This window comes from Pseudomonas sp. TCU-HL1 (genome assembly GCF_001708505.1).
Taxonomy (GTDB): Bacteria; Pseudomonadota; Gammaproteobacteria; order Pseudomonadales; family Pseudomonadaceae; genus Metapseudomonas.
In genome coordinates this window covers 1,223,013-1,237,911 of the sequence record NZ_CP015992.1, presented here as the reverse complement: position 1 = coordinate 1,237,911, position 14,899 = coordinate 1,223,013, and the positions used below count along the sequence as shown (strand labels likewise).

The 14,899-nt window shown below is 63.7% G+C and carries 11 protein-coding genes and 2 pseudogenes; 6 read left to right on the top strand and 7 right to left on the bottom strand.

What is annotated here, in order from left to right; genetic code table 11:
- Positions 1-50: 50 nt before the first annotated feature.
- Complete coding sequence (locus tag THL1_RS05730) at positions 51-530, bottom strand: YajQ family cyclic di-GMP-binding protein (protein ID WP_069082356.1); 480 nt, start codon at positions 528-530, stop codon at positions 51-53.
- Between the two features lie 196 nt (positions 531-726).
- On the opposite strand from THL1_RS05730, the pseudogene THL1_RS05725 reads away from it, so the two are divergent.
- From THL1_RS05725 to THL1_RS05705, 5 genes and pseudogenes are all read left to right on the top strand, one after another.
- Positions 727-1,716, top strand: a pseudogene (locus THL1_RS05725) (response regulator); the annotation flags it as partial.
- Positions 1,713-2,624, top strand: coding sequence for a putative 2-dehydropantoate 2-reductase (locus THL1_RS05720; protein ID WP_069082354.1), 912 nt, complete (start codon positions 1,713-1,715; stop codon positions 2,622-2,624). The pseudogene THL1_RS05725 and the gene THL1_RS05720, both read left to right, overlap by 4 nt.
- Before the next feature lie 46 nt (positions 2,625-2,670).
- Positions 2,671-4,689 (top strand): sensor histidine kinase, encoded by a 2,019-nt coding sequence (locus THL1_RS05715; protein ID WP_069082353.1) that lies wholly within the window; start codon positions 2,671-2,673, stop codon positions 4,687-4,689.
- A 1-nt stretch (position 4,690) separates the two neighbouring features.
- Positions 4,691-5,266, top strand: coding sequence for a cob(I)yrinic acid a,c-diamide adenosyltransferase (locus THL1_RS05710; protein ID WP_069082352.1), 576 nt, complete (start codon positions 4,691-4,693; stop codon positions 5,264-5,266).
- 66 nt (positions 5,267-5,332) lie between these two features.
- Positions 5,333-5,788, top strand: coding sequence for an REP-associated tyrosine transposase (locus tag THL1_RS05705; RefSeq protein ID WP_069082351.1), 456 nt, complete (start codon positions 5,333-5,335; stop codon positions 5,786-5,788).
- 34 nt (positions 5,789-5,822) lie between these two features.
- Here THL1_RS05705 and THL1_RS05700 read toward each other — a convergent pair whose 3' ends face one another.
- From THL1_RS05700 to secA, 4 genes are all read right to left on the bottom strand, one after another.
- Positions 5,823-6,767 carry a Nudix family hydrolase gene (locus tag THL1_RS05700; protein WP_069082350.1) on the bottom strand — a complete coding sequence of 315 codons (945 nt, stop codon included), beginning with the start codon at positions 6,765-6,767 and terminating at the stop codon, positions 5,823-5,825.
- Complete coding sequence (locus THL1_RS05695) at positions 6,764-7,402, bottom strand: glutathione S-transferase family protein (RefSeq protein WP_069082349.1); 639 nt, start codon at positions 7,400-7,402, stop codon at positions 6,764-6,766. Before THL1_RS05695 ends, THL1_RS05700 begins: the two co-directional genes overlap by 4 nt.
- A 172-nt stretch (positions 7,403-7,574) precedes the next feature.
- Positions 7,575-8,792 carry a bifunctional glutamate N-acetyltransferase/amino-acid acetyltransferase ArgJ gene (gene argJ, locus THL1_RS05690; protein ID WP_069082348.1) on the bottom strand — a complete coding sequence of 406 codons (1,218 nt, stop codon included), beginning with the start codon at positions 8,790-8,792 and terminating at the stop codon, positions 7,575-7,577.
- Between the two features lie 121 nt (positions 8,793-8,913).
- Positions 8,914-11,667, bottom strand: a complete 2,754-nt coding sequence (secA, locus tag THL1_RS05685; protein ID WP_069082347.1) for a preprotein translocase subunit SecA — start codon at positions 11,665-11,667, stop codon at positions 8,914-8,916.
- 279 nt (positions 11,668-11,946) lie between these two features.
- Between secA and THL1_RS05680 the strand changes: the two genes are divergently transcribed.
- Positions 11,947-12,402 carry a DUF721 domain-containing protein gene (locus tag THL1_RS05680; protein WP_069086421.1) on the top strand — a complete coding sequence of 152 codons (456 nt, stop codon included), beginning with the start codon at positions 11,947-11,949 and terminating at the stop codon, positions 12,400-12,402.
- Between the two features lie 116 nt (positions 12,403-12,518).
- Here THL1_RS05680 and THL1_RS05675 read toward each other — a convergent pair.
- A pseudogene (locus tag THL1_RS05675) lies at positions 12,519-13,484 on the bottom strand (group II intron maturase-specific domain-containing protein).
- 502 nt (positions 13,485-13,986) lie between these two features.
- The gene (lpxC, locus tag THL1_RS05670) at positions 13,987-14,898 is read right to left on the bottom strand and encodes a UDP-3-O-acyl-N-acetylglucosamine deacetylase (RefSeq protein ID WP_069082346.1); all 912 of its coding nucleotides are present in this window, start codon (positions 14,896-14,898) and stop codon (positions 13,987-13,989) included.
- Position 14,899 lies beyond the last annotated feature (1 nt).

Genomic DNA, 14,899 nt, shown 5'->3' with positions numbered 1-14,899 from the left:
GGTTCAACGGACTCCAGGGTTGCGACGCGAATCGGCCGCGAAGGTTCCACTCAGTCGCGGAAGTTGTTGAACTGCAGGGGCATGCCAAACTCCTTGGCACGCAGGGCAGCGATGGCTTCCTGCAGGTCGTCGCGCTTCTTGCCGGTGACACGAACCTGCTCACCCTGGATCGCGGCCTGGACCTTGAGCTTGCTTTCCTTGATATGGGCGACGATCTTTTTCGCCAGTTCCTTGTCGATACCTTCACGCAGTAAGGCTTCTTGCTTCACGACCTTGCCGGATGCGTAGGAATCCTTGATCTCCAGGCATTGGACGTCGATCTTGCGCTTGACCAGAGCCATCCTGAGGATTTCCAGCATCTGCTCCAGCTGGAAGTCCGCTTCGGCCGTCAGGGTGACCGTCAGCTCCTTGAACTCGAAACTGCCCTTGCCGCGCAGGTCGTAGCGGCGATCGAGCTCCTTCATGGCGTTATCGACGGCATTAGTGACTTCGTGTTTGTCCAGTTCGGACACCACGTCGAACGAGGGCATGGGATTCCTCCAGATAGACGGCGCGATCTGCATCACGGATATGAAAGCGCCTGGCTTGACGGTTAAAAATGCGCACCCATTATAACCGAGCGACAAGCCGTCTTACGGGGCCTTCCCCAGCAGTCCGCAACCGGCAGAACGGTAGGGCGACAAGGCAACCTGCAAGAGGCTTGATATCATAACGCCATACTCCGTTGTCCCACTCCCCTTGCGAGCCTGCCAAATGCCCAACCCTCACCTCAGCATCCTGGTGGTGGACGATGCCAAGTTCTCCAGCGCCATGATCGGCCGTACCCTGAGCCAGGCCGGTTACCAGGATCTGCGCTTCGCCAGCAGCGCCAGCGAGGCCCTGCAGTTGCTGGAGCACAAGCCGGCCAATGTCATCCTCGCCGACTGGCTGATGCCCGAGATCGATGGCCTGGAGCTTACCGCGCGGGTGCGCCAGCTCGACGAGATGACCGATCACTACAGCTACATCATCCTGCTCACCGGCAAGGAAGGTGAAAACGTCCTGGGCGAGGCGTTCGACCGTGGGGTGGACGACTTCATCAGCAAGGCAGCCATGAGCGAACAGCTGGTTCCGCGCGTCTACGCCGCCGACCGCCTGTGCAACACCCTGCAACGCCTGCTGCAGGAAAACCGCCTGCTCACCCAGAATATCGCCAGCCTGGAACAGCGCAACCTGGTCGACTCCCTCACCGGCCTCGGCAACCCGCGCTACCTGCGACAGAAGCTGACCGACAGCCTGCGCCAGGTGGAATCCCGTGGCGGCGCGCTGTGCTATCTGCTGATCGGTCTACTGGATGCGCCGCAACTGCGCCAGCAGTACGGCGAAACCTTCTACAACGAACTGTTGCACGGGGTCGCCCGGCGCCTGCAGCAACTGGTGCGCCCGCTGGACGTGCTGACCCGCGTGGACGACAGCCACTTCGGCCTGATCACCCTGCTGGACGACCTGCACGAATGCTCGCCCAGCAGTTTCCGCCGCCTGCACGAAGGGCTGAATCTGAAAGCCTTCAAGACCAGCGAAGGTTTCATCACCCTCAAGGCCGGCATCTCCCTCGTGGGCCTGGACACCAAGGCCCTGCCGCTGGATGCCGAAGAGCTGCTGGACAAGGCCGCCACCATGCTGCCTGAAGCCTATGCCAGCGGCCGGGTCACGGCCCTGCGCCTGCCGCAGCCATGACCTGGCACATCGTCGGCGCCGGAAGTCTCGGCAGCCTCTGGGCCGCGCGCCTGGCGCGCAACGGACTACCGGTACACCTGCTGCTGCGCGACCGGGTTCGCCTCAAGGCCTATGAAGACGCGGGAGGCCTGACCCTGGTGGAACAAGGCAAGGCCCACCAGTACCCGATCCCTGCCGAATTGCCCAGCCACCCCGGCCCCATCAGCCGACTGCTGGTAGCCTGCAAGGCCTACGACGCCGAAGCCGCAGTTCAGCCCCTGCTGCAGCGCTTGGCCCCCGGCGCCGAACTGATCCTCCTGCAGAACGGCCTGGGCAGCCAGAATGCCGTCGCCCTGCGCCTGCCCCACGCTCGCTGCGTGCTCGCCTCCAGCACCGAGGGCGCTTTTCGCGAGGCAGACTTCCGCGTGGTCTTTGCCGGTCACGGCTTCACCTGGCTCGGCGACCCGCTGCAACCGGCCGCGCCGGGCTGGCTGGCCGATCTGGAGCAAGCGGGCATTCCCCATGGCTGGACGCCGGACATTCTGTCGCGCCTGTGGCGAAAGCTGGCGCTGAACTGCGCCATCAATCCCCTCACTGTACTGCACGACTGCCGCAATGGCGGCCTGGCCGAGCACCCCGCTGAAGTCGGCGTGCTGTGCGCGGAACTGAGCGAGCTGCTGCAACGCTGCGGCCAGCCGGACGCCGCCGAGGGATTGCACGACGAAGTGCTACGCGTGATCCAGGCCACCGCGGCGAACTATTCCTCCATGTACCAGGACGTCGCCAACGGGCGCCGTACCGAGATCAGCTACCTGCTCGGCCACGCTTGCGCGACCGCCACCCGCCACCGGCTCAGACTGCCGCACCTGGAAAGCCTCCATGAACGCCTGAAGGCCCACCTGCACCAGCGCGGATTGCCCGTCACCTGACCCCGCGCTAACCTGCCCTTCAGTCCAGCCTCGGATATCCACCTCCTTGACCAGCCTGCGTCAGCGCCTCGAGAACCTGTCGGTCGGCCGTAAATTGCTCGCCGCCCTGCTGGTGCTTCTCGCCACCGTCCTGCTCATCGCCAATCTGGCCTTTATCAGCGCCGCCTACTGGATATCCCAGGAAAGCGTCGCACCGCAGGGGCTGGTGACCGTGGGCCGCCTCTTCGCCACCTCCGCCCTCGGCCCCGAGGCGCTAGCCTCGGAAGAGAGCGCCAAACAGATGCTGGCACGCCTGGACGGCTATACCCCACTTCGCGCCGCGGCCCTGTACGACAGCGACGGCCGCCTTCTGGCGCACCTGCAGCGGGGCGAGCAGCTCGACCTGCCCCTGACGGCGTCGGAGCTGCCACGCTGGCGCCGGCAGGAGTTCCGCACCACTCACCTCACCGAGCTGCCCATCCCCGGCAAGAGTCCCGGTCACCTGCTGCTGGTTGCCTCCAGCGAACTACCCGGCGTGTTCTACACCGGCACCCTGACCGCCAGCCTGGCGATCCTCGCGTGCAGCGTGCTGCTCTGGCTGCTGATCGCGCGGCAGATAAAACGCATGGTCACCCGGCCGATTCGCCGTCTCGAGGAACTCTCACGCCAAGTCACCCGTGAAGAGAACTACGCGTTGCGCGCGCCACGAGGCAACCGCGACGAAATCGGCAGCCTGGCCGATGCCTTCAACACCATGCTCAGCCGCATCGAGGCCCGCGAGCAGCAACTCAAGCGCGCCCGCGACGACGCCCAGGCCGCCTTCGACCAGGCCCATGAACTGGCCGAGGAAACCCGCCACTCCAACCGCAAGCTGGAGCTGGAAGTGCAGGTGCGCAGCAAGATCGAGAAAAAGCTCACGGGGTTCCAGAACTACCTCAACAGCATCATCGACTCCATGCCCTCGGCGCTAATCGCCCTGGACGAGCAGCTCTACGTCACCCAATGGAACCAGGAAGCCAGCGCCCTCTCCGGAACACCCATGGACGATGCCCTGAACCAGCCGGTGTTCCTCGCCTTCCCTTCACTCAAACCCTTCCTCCCGCAAATCCGCCTGACCGCCGAAAAACACAAAGTGGAGAAGGTGGAGCGGGTGAGCTGGCGGGTCGGCGAGAACGTCCAGCACTACGCCCTGACCTTCTACCCGCTGATGGGCGGTACCGGTCGTGGCGTGGTGATCCGGATCGACGACATCACCCAGCGCCTATCCATGGAAGAGCTGATGGTGCAATCGGAGAAAATGCTCTCGGTGGGCGGCCTGGCCGCCGGCATGGCCCATGAAATCAATAACCCCCTGGGGGCCATCCTGCACAACGTGCAGAACATTCGCCGACGCATCTCCCCGGAGCTGGACCGCAACCAGGAACAGGCCGCCATCAACGGCATCAGCCTGGAAGCGGTCAACCTGTACCTGGATGCCCGCGAAGTGCCCAAGCTGCTGGATGATATCCACCAGGCCGGCGCCCGCGCGGCGAAGATCGTCACCCACATGCTGGCCTTCAGCCGTCGCAGCAACCGGCAACTGGCGCCCTGCCAGTTGCCGGTGCTGATCGACCAGGCACTGGAGATCGCTAGTAACGACTTCGACCTGACCGAGGGCTTCGATTTCAAAGGCCTGCAGATCAGCCGCGAGTTCGATGCGGACCTTGGGCCTGTGCCGGGCACCGCCAATGAGTTGGAGCAGGTCCTGCTCAATCTGCTGAAGAACGCCGCGCAAGCCATCCATTTGCGCGAGGACGACGAGGAAGGCCGCATCAGCCTGCGCACCCGCCTGAGTCCGCCCTGGGCGGAAATCCAGGTAGAAGACAATGGCGTGGGCATTCCCGAGAACGTTCGCAAACGCATCTTCGAACCCTTCTTCACCACCAAGGAAGTGGGCCAGGGCACCGGGCTCGGCCTCTCGGTGTCCTATTTCATCATCACCAACAACCACAAGGGCCAGATGGAAGTGCAATCCAAGCCCGGCCAGGGCACCCGCTTCACGCTGCGCCTGCCACTGACTTCCAGCCCCGCGGACGCAGGAGCCTGACATGGGCAACCGCCTTTCCAAGATCTACACCCGCACCGGCGACAAGGGCGAAACCGGCCTGTCCAGTGGTCGTCGGGTGCCCAAGGACCATCCCCGTATCGAAGCGATCGGCGAAGTGGACACGCTGAACAGCCAACTGGGCCTGCTGCTGGCTGAGCTGACCGACGGCGTCGAGCGCTGGCCAGGATTGGCAGAGGTGATCGAGGTATTGGCTCCCTGCCAGCATCGCTTGTTCGATCTGGGTGGCGAGCTGGCGATGCCGGAGTACCAGGTGGTGGGTAACCAGGAAATCGAGCGACTGGAAGCCGCCATCGACCGCTGGAACGACGAGTTGGGCCCACTGAAAAACTTCATCCTGCCCGGCGGCTCGCGCCTGGTGGCCCAGACCCACGTGTGCCGCAGCTTCGCCCGCAGCGCCGAACGCCGCACTCAGACGCTGAATAGCGAAGAACCGCTGCGCGAAGCGTTGCTGGCCTACCTCAACCGCCTCTCCGACCTGCTCTTCGTCGCCGCGCGCCTGATCGCCCGACGGCAGGGTGTGGACGAAGTGCTGTGGCAGGCGGCAAGCAAGCAGTGACACCAGCGCTTCGCGAGCAGAGCTCGCTCCTACGGACGGGAGCAGAAACTTGAGAAGGATTTCGAGATGCAGCGCTTTCAGGGCAACGCCCTGCGTCGCGGCCGGTTTTCAGAGGCTGACCGTATTTACCTGCTGACAACCGTCACCCACCAGCGCCGCCGTTTGTTCGGCGAACTGGATGTTGGGCGCCAGGTGGTCGAGCAGTTGCGAGAAGTGCAGGAAACCGGATTGGCCAGGACACTTTGCTGGGTGCTGATGCCGGACCACTTGCATTGGATGGTGCAACTGCAAACGGGCTCACTTGAGCAATTGATGCAGCGCTTTAAGTCACGAAGCGCAAAAAGCGTGAATGCCTTTCTGGGCAGTAGTGGCCAGGTCTGGCAGAAGGGCTACCACGACCGCACCGTGCGCACCGAAGAGGATCTCCGGGCACTGGCGCGGTATGTGGTGACCAATCCACTACGCGCCGGACTGGTCCGGCGCGTAGGCGACTATCCGCTGTGGGATGCCATCTGGCTGTGACGCTTCCTAGGAGCGAGCTCTGCTCGCGAACAGCTCAAGCCTCCGGCCAGAAGGCCCGAATCCCCGCCACACCCTGCGCGCCGACCTGTCGGGCACGTACCAGGTCATTGGGACCGACACCGCCGAGCAGGAAAGCAGGCTGGCTGAAGCTTTGCAGCCACTGTTCCGCACGTTCCCAGCCAAGAGGCTGGGCTTCGGGGTGGGTCTGGGTGGTTTGCACCGGCGAGAGGGTGACGAAATCCACCTCCATGGCGGCGGCCAGTTGCAGTTCCTCGACGCTATGGCAGGACGCCGCGAGCCAGCGCTCGCGGGGGAACGGACGGCCGTTAGGGGCGTACTTGCGCAGTTGCTCGGCGGTCAGGTGCCAGCCCGCCGCGGGAAAATCGCCCAGCCACTCCAGGGGGCCCTTGAGCATCAACTGGGCGCGCCCGGCGCAGAGCCCCTGCACGTCCACGGCCAGGTCGCGATACTGGGCGTCGAACATCCGTGGCGCACGCAGTTGTACCAGGCGCACCCCATTGGCCAAAGCGGTCGTGAGGCCCGCCAGCAGCGCTGGAGGCTCGATATCGTCAGGCGTAATGAGGTAGCGATCCGGCAAACGCGCGGCCGCCACGATCGGCTTGTTGGCCGCGGGAAACTCATAGTCCGCCAGCTCGCGCGGCGACGCCCACGCCAAAGGCTGGCCTTCGGCGCCGTGGGGATCGCCGGTGAAAGCGCTGACTTCCCAAACGTCCAGCAGCACGTGCTTGTCCGGATAGTCATGGTGGACCTGGATCAGCGGCCGGGCAGCGCTGACACGAATGCCCAGCTCTTCCTCCAGCTCTCGGGACAACGCGACCTGCACGGCCTCGCCCTCCTCCACCTTGCCGCCCGGGAACTCCCAGAGGCCGCCCTGGTGCTTGTCGTCCGGGCGCCTGGCAATCAGCACCCGTCCGTCGGCGCCGCGAATCACGGCGGCCGCCACATGCACTCGTTTCATTCGATGATCTCCGTTTCCTGCAAGGCTGCCTGGTACCAACGCTGGAAGGCCGCCCAGTTGTAGATGGTCTCGACATAGGCCGCGGCGTCCGCCGGCAGCTCCACGGCATAACTGCGCAGTCGGCTGGCAACCGGCGCAAAAAAGGCGTCGGCGATGCTCGCATGGCCGAACAGGAAGGGGCCGTCCTGGCCGAAGCGCGAACGGCACTCAGCCCAGAGGGCGCAGACTCGACGGATGTCGTCGGCCACTTCAGCCGGCACTTCGGCCAACGGCTGGTTGCGGCGCATATCCATCGGCATGTGGCTGCGCAGCGGTACGAAGCCGCTGTGCATCTCGGCACAAGACGCACGGGCCATGGCGCGTGCCGCCTGGCCGAAAGGCCAGAGATGCGCCTCGGGGAAGCGCTCGGCGAGGTATTCGGCGATCGCCAGGGAATCCCAGATGGTGCCGTCCTCAGACTGCAGAACCGGAACCTTGGCCGTAGGCGAGTAAGCCAGCAGGCGCTTGTGGCTGTCTGCCTGATAGAGGGGAATACGCACTTCGTCGTAGGGGGCACCGGTCAGCTCGATGGCCAGCCAGGCGCGCAGCGACCAGGACGAGTAGTTCTTGTTGCCAATTACCAGCGAGAGGGACATGTCGTGCTCCTTTGTTCCAGTTCCTGTACGTGTCGCTGGATCATGGAAGCCGCATGCGCGCCTGGCAAATTCCCGATTTTCATCGGGGCATGAAAGTCAGGAATGCCAAGCTAGGGCTCAGCACCCGCTCACGATCCGACGGGCAGATATGCCGCCGATCGTGAGCGTGTCTTCAGGTGCGATACTCGGCGTTGATCTTCACGTACTCGTGGGACAGATCGGTGGTCCAGATCGTTTCGCTGCAATCGCCACGACCCAGCTGGATGCGAATGGTGATCTCTTCCCGAGCCATGACCGCTGCGCCCTGTGCTTCGGTGTAGGTAGCGGCACGGCCGCCCTGGCTGGCGATGCAGACCTCGCCCAGGAACACGTCGATCTTGCTCACGTCCAGGTTCGGTACGCCTGCGTAGCCCACGGCGGCGAGGATACGGCCCCAGTTGGGGTCGGAAGCGAACAACGCGGTCTTGATTAGCGGCGAGTGGGCCACGGCGTAAGCCACGTCCAGGCACTCCTGGTGGTTGCCGCCGCCGTTGACCTGCACGGTCACGAACTTGGTGGCGCCTTCGCCATCACGCACGATGGCCTGGGCGATTTCCATGAAGACATCGAACACCGCTTGCTTGAGCTTGGCGAACAACTCGCCGCTGGCAGCGGTGATTTCCGGCAGGCCGGTCTGGCCAGTGGCGATCAGCATGCAGCAGTCGTTGGTGGACGTGTCGCCATCGATGGTGATGCGGTTGAAGGATTTGTTCGCCGCGTCGCGCACCAGGGCGTGCAGCACGTCACGCGCAACCTTGGCGTCGGTGGCGATGTAGCCGAGCATGGTGGCCATGTTCGGGCGGATCATCCCGGCGCCCTTGCTAATGCCGGTGACGGTGACGGTCACGCCGTTGTGCTCGAACTGGCGGCTGGCACCCTTGGGCTGGGTGTCGGTGGTCATGATGCCTTCTGCGGCCAGCACCCAGTTGTCCACCTTGAGATCGGCCAGAGCGGCCGGCAGCGCGGCCTCGATCTTCTCGACCGGCAGCGGCTCGCCAATCACGCCGGTGGAGAACGGCAGCACCGCGTCTTCACCCACGCCAGCCAGCTCAGCCAGCCTGGCGCACGCCCGGCGGGCGCGAACCAGGCCATCCGGACCGGTACCGGCGTTGGCGTTGCCGGTGTTGGTCAGCAGGTAGCGCACGTCGCCTTCCAGGCGCTCGCGCGTGATCAGCACCGGTGCCGCACAGAATGCGTTGGTGGTGGTCACCCCAGCGATGGTGGAACCCTCGGCACAGCGCATTACCACTACATCCTTGCGCCCTGGGCGCTTGATGCCGGCGGAAGCGATGCCGAGTTCGAAACCGGGAACCGGGTGCAGGGTGGGCAGAGGGCCAAGACCAACAGCCATGGGAAGCGCTCCTTTGTGATCGGACAGCCGACTGCGGGGGACGCAGCCGGCCAGGGGTTAGCTGGAAAAACGCCGCGAGCGGCAGAGCCGGTCGCGGCGCGGGCAATGACTACGGCAGGCGTTAGCTGATCTGGCCGTGGCAGTGCTTGTATTTCTTGCCGGAACCGCACGGGCAAGGCTCGTTGCGGCCTACCTTGGGCTCAGCGCGCACCGGGGCGGCAGCGGCAGCGGCAGCGGCGGCCACGGCTACGTCACCTTGCTCTTCGTCCATTTCGGGCTCATCGATGCTCGGCGCGGCGGCGTGCTGGAACTGCATGCGGCTGGCCATTTCCTCGGCCTCGCGACGCAGACGAGCCTCTTCCTCGGCCGGGTCTTCGCGACGCACCTGGACGTGGGACAGGACGCGGATAGTGTCTCGCTTGATGGAGTCGAGCAGGTCCTGGAACAGGGTGAAGGACTCGCGCTTGTATTCCTGCTTCGGGTTCTTCTGGGCATAGCCGCGCAGGTGAATACCGTGGCGCAGGTGATCCATGGTGGACAGGTGGTCCTTCCACAGGTCGTCCAGCACGCGCAGCAGCATCTGCTTCTCGAAGGCACGCAGCGCTTCTGCGCCGGCGAGGTCTTCCTTCTCGTTGTAGGCGGCCAGCAGGTCCGTGAGGATCTTCTCGCGCAGGGTCTCTTCGTAGAGCTTGTCGTCTTCGTCGAGCCACTGCTGGATCGGCAGCTTCAGGCCGAAATCGCTGTAGAGCGCGGCCTCCAGGCCGGAGATGTCCCACTGCTCGGGCATGGACTGCGGCGGGATATGGGCGTCGATTGTGCTGTTAAGCACTTCTTCGCGGAACTCGACGATAGTGTCGCCAATGTCCTCGGCGGCCAGCAGGCTGTTGCGCATGTGGTAGATCACCTTGCGCTGCTCGTTGGCCACATCGTCGTACTCGAGAAGCTGCTTGCGGATGTCGAAGTTGCGGCCTTCGACTTTGCGCTGCGCCTTTTCGATGGCGTTGGTGACCATGCGATGCTCGATGGCCTCACCGGATTGCATGCCGAGGGCCTTCATGAAGTTCTTCACCCGGTCGGAGGCGAAGATGCGCATCAGGTTGTCTTCCAACGACAAGTAGAAGCGGCTGGACCCCGGGTCACCCTGACGACCGGCACGGCCACGCAGCTGGTTGTCGATACGACGGGATTCGTGGCGCTCGGAAGCAACCACGTGCAGGCCGCCGGCCTCGATCACCTGCTGGTGGCGCTTCTGCCACTCGGCCTTGATCTGCGCGACCTGTTCGTCGCTCGGGGCTTCCAGCGCGGCCACTTCGGCTTCCCAGTTGCCGCCGAGGAGGATGTCGGTACCGCGACCGGCCATGTTGGTGGCAATGGTCACGGCGCCCGGGCGACCGGCCTGGGCGATGATCTCGGCTTCCTTCTCGTGGTACTTGGCGTTGAGCACCTTGTGCTCGATGCCGGCCTTCACTAGCAGTTGGGAAACGTATTCGGAGCTCTCGATCGAAGCGGTACCCACCAGCACCGGACGGCCGCTGGCCTGGCACTCCTTGATGTCGGTGATGATGGAGCCGAACTTCTCTTCCTGGGTCAGGTAGACCAGGTCGTTGAAGTCCTTACGGGCGACGGGACGGTGGGTCGGGATGACCACTACGTCCAGGCCGTAGATCTGACGGAACTCGAACGCTTCGGTGTCAGCGGTACCGGTCATGCCGGACAGCTTCTTGTAGAGACGGAAGTAATTCTGGAAGGTGGTCGAGGCCAGGGTCTGGCTCTCGGCCTGGATCGGCAGGTTTTCCTTCGCCTCGATGGCCTGGTGCAGGCCCTCGGACAGGCGACGACCCGGCATGGTACGGCCGGTGTGCTCGTCGATCAGGAGCACCTGCTCGTTCTGCACGATGTATTCGATGTTGCGATGGAACAGGGTGTGGGCGCGCAGCGCAGCGTAGACGTGAGTCAGCAGGCTGAGATTGTGCGCGGAGTAGAGGCTCTCGCCCTCGGCCAGCAGGCCGGCCTGGGCGAGCATCTCCTCGATGAACTGGTGACCCAGTTCGTTGAGTTCGACCTGGCGGGTCTTCTCATCGACCGAGTAGTGGCCTTCCTGAGTGACCTGGCCCTCGACCTCTTCGATGTGTTGCTTGAGGCGCGGGATCAGCTTGTTGATCTGGATGTAGAGCTTGGAGCTATCTTCCGCCTGGCCGGAAATGATCAGCGGAGTACGCGCTTCGTCGATCAGGATGGAGTCGACTTCGTCGATCACGGCAAAGTTCAGCTCGCGCTGGAACTTGTCGTCCAGGCTGAACGCCATGTTGTCACGCAGGTAGTCGAAACCGAACTCGTTGTTGGTGCCGTAGGTGATGTCGGAGGCGTAGGCGGCACGCTTCTCTTCCGGCGGCTGGAAGGGGGTGACGATACCGACGGACAGACCGAGGAATTCGTATAGAGGACGCATCCAGTTGGCGTCACGGCGAGCCAGGTAGTCGTTCACCGTGATCACGTGGACGCCCTTGCCGGACAGCGCATTGAGGTAGACCGCCAAGGTGCCTACCAGGGTCTTGCCCTCGCCGGTACGCATCTCGGCAATCTTGCCCTCGTGGAGGCTCATGCCGCCGATCAGCTGCACGTCGAAGTGGCGCATGCCCATGACCCGCTTGCCGGCCTCACGCGCCACAGCGAAGGCTTCCGGCAGCAACTGATCGAGGGTTTCCCCTTTGGCCAGGCGCGCCTTGAACTCTTCGGTCTTGGCACGCAGCTGTTCATCGGACAGGGCCACCATCTGCTCTTCGAACGCGTTGATAGCCTGGACAGCCTTGGCCATGCGCTTCACTTCGCGTTCGTTCTTGCTTCCAAAGAGTTTCTTCAACAATGGCGCAAACATATAGAGAGGATCTTCCACACATTGGGATGGAGGGCGGCCTGGAGTCGCCCGCGCAGCCGCCATGGCTGCTTGCGAAGGGGGCATTCTACCCGGAATCGTTGTCGAGGAAAGCGGGAGCACTTCCCGGTCGCCGTAGGACGTAGTCCATGGCACTGGTCAATGCCCTTCCTCGCGAGGAATTCGAATAGACCGCCGCGCCCCTCGTGCAATACACGCACGCCGGGGTGGTGAGCCCCTTCTGTTAATATGGGCTGCCAAGCCATCATTCAAGCACCCATCATGGCGTTTCGACCTCTTCCCGCCCGCTCTCCCGCCTCCTTGCTGCGCGAGGAGAAACCCCTGCGGGCGTTGTTCAACGAGGCCCAGCGCATCGATCAGCTGCAGCAGTTGCTCGCCAGCCAGCTGCAACCGGCCGCCCGTGAGCACTGCCATGTGGCGTCCTGGCGCGAAGGCCGGTTGCTGTTGATCGTCACCGATGGGCATTGGGCAACCCGGCTGCGTTACCAGCAGGCCCGCCTGCTTCGCCAGTTGAAAGGCTTCGAAGCATTCGCCGGGCTGGAGCGGATCGTCTTCAAGGTACAGCCAAGCTTCACCCCGAACAGTGCTCCGACCAGTGAGGGGCGCTTGTCCCCCACCGCAGCGGAAAGCCTGCAAGCCACGGCGGAAACAGTGACCGATCCGCGGCTGCGGCAGGCCCTGGAGCGCTTGGCTCGACACGGAAAACCGCAAGACTGAGAAACCTGGGGCCGGCAAAAACACTGAAATCGGCATAGGGGACGGCCTTCACAGGCCGTTCCCCTGCCACACCACCCGGCATGCGGGTCCGCACCGGGCGGTTCGAGAGATTGAGGTTAGGAGAGGCGTGGCACGCCGAGACGGTCAAAGTAGGCAATCGTCAGTACGCGGTGTACGGCGGAAAGGCTGTTATGCCACCAGCGGCGGCTCAGCGCTGCTACCGACTGCGCCACCCGGGGGGTGGCTCCAAGCCGGAGCAGCTCCCGGTAGGTCGTCTTGCCACGACGCCAGTGCTTGAGGTGCAGGGCTCGCAGACGGCGGCGTACCCACTCGTCCAGCTCTCGCCAGATGCGGGGGGTTTGGGCCAGCCCGAAATACCCTTTCCATCCCAAGAGGTAGCTGCGCAGTTTCCCCACCACGTCGGCAAGGCTGCGGCCACCGGATCGGCGAGTCAGTTGCCGGACCCGTTGCTTGAGCGTTTACCGCGCCTTCGTCGACACCCCGCGCCGAACCTCGTCATTCGAGGCCAACCAGAGGGCATAACCGAGGAACTTGCGGCCAAACACGCTGACCACCGCACTCTTGCTCTCATTGACACTCAAGTGCAGTCGTCCATCCACCACGATTCGCCGCCCTGAAGCGACATACCGCTGCGCCGCGAGAATCGCGCCGTGGGCGTTACGACCCGGACGGAAACCGTAGCTGTGCTCACTGAAGGTGGGATCGAGGAGCGGCTGTAAGTCTTGCAGCAGCGCTTGCTGGATCAGGCGGTCGGTGACCGTCGGAATACCCAGCTCGCGCTCGCCACCGTCCGGCTTGGGAATCACCACGCGGCGGACCGGGCTGGGCCGGTACACTCCTGACAACAATTGCTGGCGAACCCCGGCCCACTCGGTCAGCAGGTGTTCGGCCGTCTGCTCAATGTCCAGACCGTCGACTCCCGCCGCCCCTTTGTTGGCCTTGACGCGCTTCCACGCGCGTTGCAGGTTGCCTCTCGCAAAGGCGCGTTGCAGCAGCCCTTGCCCTGCGCTTTCGGGATCACCTTGCGGGCGCAATGCCTCGTCGCTGACGGAGCGATTCACGGCTTCCCCGTTTCTCGTCTGCGTCCGCCCCGCGTTTGGCGGGCATCTGACTTCCGGTCATGTCGCATCAAGATGGCCTATGGCGCTCTCTCTCGTTCGGCCCTTCGTCGAAAAAAACGACTACTACGGCCTCTGCTGACTTCTCGCTCCGGCTGGCGCCGTCGCCCTTTCAGGCATGAGGCGAGATCTCCCCAGGTAAGAACGCAACCCTTCAACGCACAACCGCCGGATCTACGCCGCCGACCCTTGACCACGAGAGCTTCGCGGCTTCTTGCCCGCTCGCCCTGCTCGGCAGCGCCTTGTATCCGGTTCTTGTCCATCGGCTCGCAGTTTCGCTCCACGCTTCCTCCCCACGGTCGGTCGCCCTTCCGCAGTTGCGCTTCACTTCGTTCGCTGTGGTCAACTCACGACGGGACTCTCACCCGCAAGATTGCGCCCATGCTGGGCGCACTAAAAAAGGCCACCCGAGGGTGGCCTTTGAAGTCAGGAAAGAGGGTATTGCTTAAACGGCTGCTACCGGTCGCATATAGGAGATAGGCGCAGTCCTGGCATCCTCGAAGGTCACCACTTCCCAGGCGTCCTTCTGCTCGATGAGCTGGCGCAGCAAGCGGTTGTTCAGCGCGTGGCCCGACTTGAAGCCACGGAATTCGCCGATCAGGCTGTTGCCGAGCAGGTAGAGGTCACCGATCGCATCGAGAATCTTGTGCTTGACGAACTCGTCCTCGTAACGCAGGCCGTCTTCGTTGAGCACCTGGTTCTCGTCGACCACGATGGCGTTCTCCACGCTGCCGCCGAGTGCCAGGTTCTGCGAACGCAGGAACTCGATGTCGCGCATGAAGCCGAAGGTCCGCGCACGGCTGACCTCCTTGACGAACGAGGTGCTGGAGAAATCCACGCTCGCACTCTGGGTACGGTTGCGGAACACCGGGTGATCGAAATCGATCTCGAAGCTCACCTTGAAGCCGTCGAAGGGAACGAAGGTGGCGCGCTTGTCGCCCTCCTCCACAGTCACTTCGTGCAGGATGCGGATGAACTTCTTCGGCGCGTCCTGTTCCTGCAGGCCGGCGGATTGAATCAGGAAGACGAAGGGGCCGGCACTGCCGTCCATGATCGGCACTTCCGACGCGGAGAGTTCGACGTAGGCGTTGTCGATGCCCAGGCCAGCCATGGCCGAAAGCAGGTGCTCCACGGTGTCCACCTTGACCTCACCGTTGATCAGTGTGGTCGACATGGTGGTCTCACCGACATTCTCGGCACGCGCGGGGATATCCACCACGGGGTCGAGGTCAGTGCGGCGAAACACTATGCCGGTGTCCACCGGCGCGGGCTTGAGGGTCAGGTAGACCTTTTCCCCGGAATGCAGCCCTACGCCAGTGGCACGGATAATGTTCTTGAGAGTGCGTTGTCTGATCATG

What these genes read in the sequence shown, in the direction of transcription:
- THL1_RS05730 (WP_069082356.1), bottom strand. Translation starts at nt 530, where the DNA reads ATGCCCTCGTTCGACGTGGTGTCCGAACTGGACAAACACGAAGTCACT.
- THL1_RS05720 (WP_069082354.1), top strand. Translation starts at nt 1,713, where the DNA reads ATGACCTGGCACATCGTCGGCGCCGGAAGTCTCGGCAGCCTCTGGGCC.
- THL1_RS05710 (WP_069082352.1), top strand. Translation starts at nt 4,691, where the DNA reads ATGGGCAACCGCCTTTCCAAGATCTACACCCGCACCGGCGACAAGGGC.
- THL1_RS05705 (WP_069082351.1), top strand. Translation starts at nt 5,333, where the DNA reads ATGCAGCGCTTTCAGGGCAACGCCCTGCGTCGCGGCCGGTTTTCAGAG.
- THL1_RS05700 (WP_069082350.1), bottom strand. Translation starts at nt 6,767, where the DNA reads ATGAAACGAGTGCATGTGGCGGCCGCCGTGATTCGCGGCGCCGACGGA.
- THL1_RS05695 (WP_069082349.1), bottom strand. Translation starts at nt 7,402, where the DNA reads ATGTCCCTCTCGCTGGTAATTGGCAACAAGAACTACTCGTCCTGGTCG.
- argJ (WP_069082348.1), bottom strand. Translation starts at nt 8,792, where the DNA reads ATGGCTGTTGGTCTTGGCCCTCTGCCCACCCTGCACCCGGTTCCCGGT.
- secA (WP_069082347.1), bottom strand. Translation starts at nt 11,667, where the DNA reads ATGTTTGCGCCATTGTTGAAGAAACTCTTTGGAAGCAAGAACGAACGC.
- THL1_RS05680 (WP_069086421.1), top strand. Translation starts at nt 11,947, where the DNA reads ATGGCGTTTCGACCTCTTCCCGCCCGCTCTCCCGCCTCCTTGCTGCGC.
- lpxC (WP_069082346.1), bottom strand. Translation starts at nt 14,898, where the DNA reads ATGATCAGACAACGCACTCTCAAGAACATTATCCGTGCCACTGGCGTA.